This is a genomic window from Vogesella mureinivorans (assembly GCF_007644035.1).
Classification (GTDB): Bacteria; Pseudomonadota; Gammaproteobacteria; order Burkholderiales; family Chromobacteriaceae; genus Vogesella; species Vogesella mureinivorans.
In genome coordinates this window covers 1-279 of the sequence record NZ_VMTV02000983.1, presented here as the reverse complement: position 1 = coordinate 279, position 279 = coordinate 1, and the positions used below count along the sequence as shown (strand labels likewise).

Sequence of the window (279 nt, the reverse complement as noted above, 5' to 3'; positions counted from 1 at the left end):
AGATATGGATTGCACGTTGCATTGCCGATAAGACCGACTCATGCATCGCCTCAGATAAAGTAGGATGTGGAAAAATTACTTGCGCTAGACTTTCATCTGTAGCTTCTAAATATTTGGCGATAGCAAAGCCGTGGATATGTTCAGTGACTTCGTGCCCAACCATGTGTGCGCCCAACAACTCACCTGTTTCTTGATTAAAAATGGTTTTGACAAAGCCTGCAGTTTTACCCAACGCCAATGCCTTACCATTGGCTTGCAATGGAAACTTACCGACATGGA

1 protein-coding gene is annotated in these 279 nt (G+C 44.1%); it reads right to left on the bottom strand.

Annotated features, from left to right (window positions below; translation table 11 throughout):
* Positions 1 to 279 (bottom strand): oxidoreductase dimerization domain-containing protein (locus FLQ44_RS21800; RefSeq protein ID WP_500692566.1); only part of this gene is annotated, 279 nt, incomplete at both ends.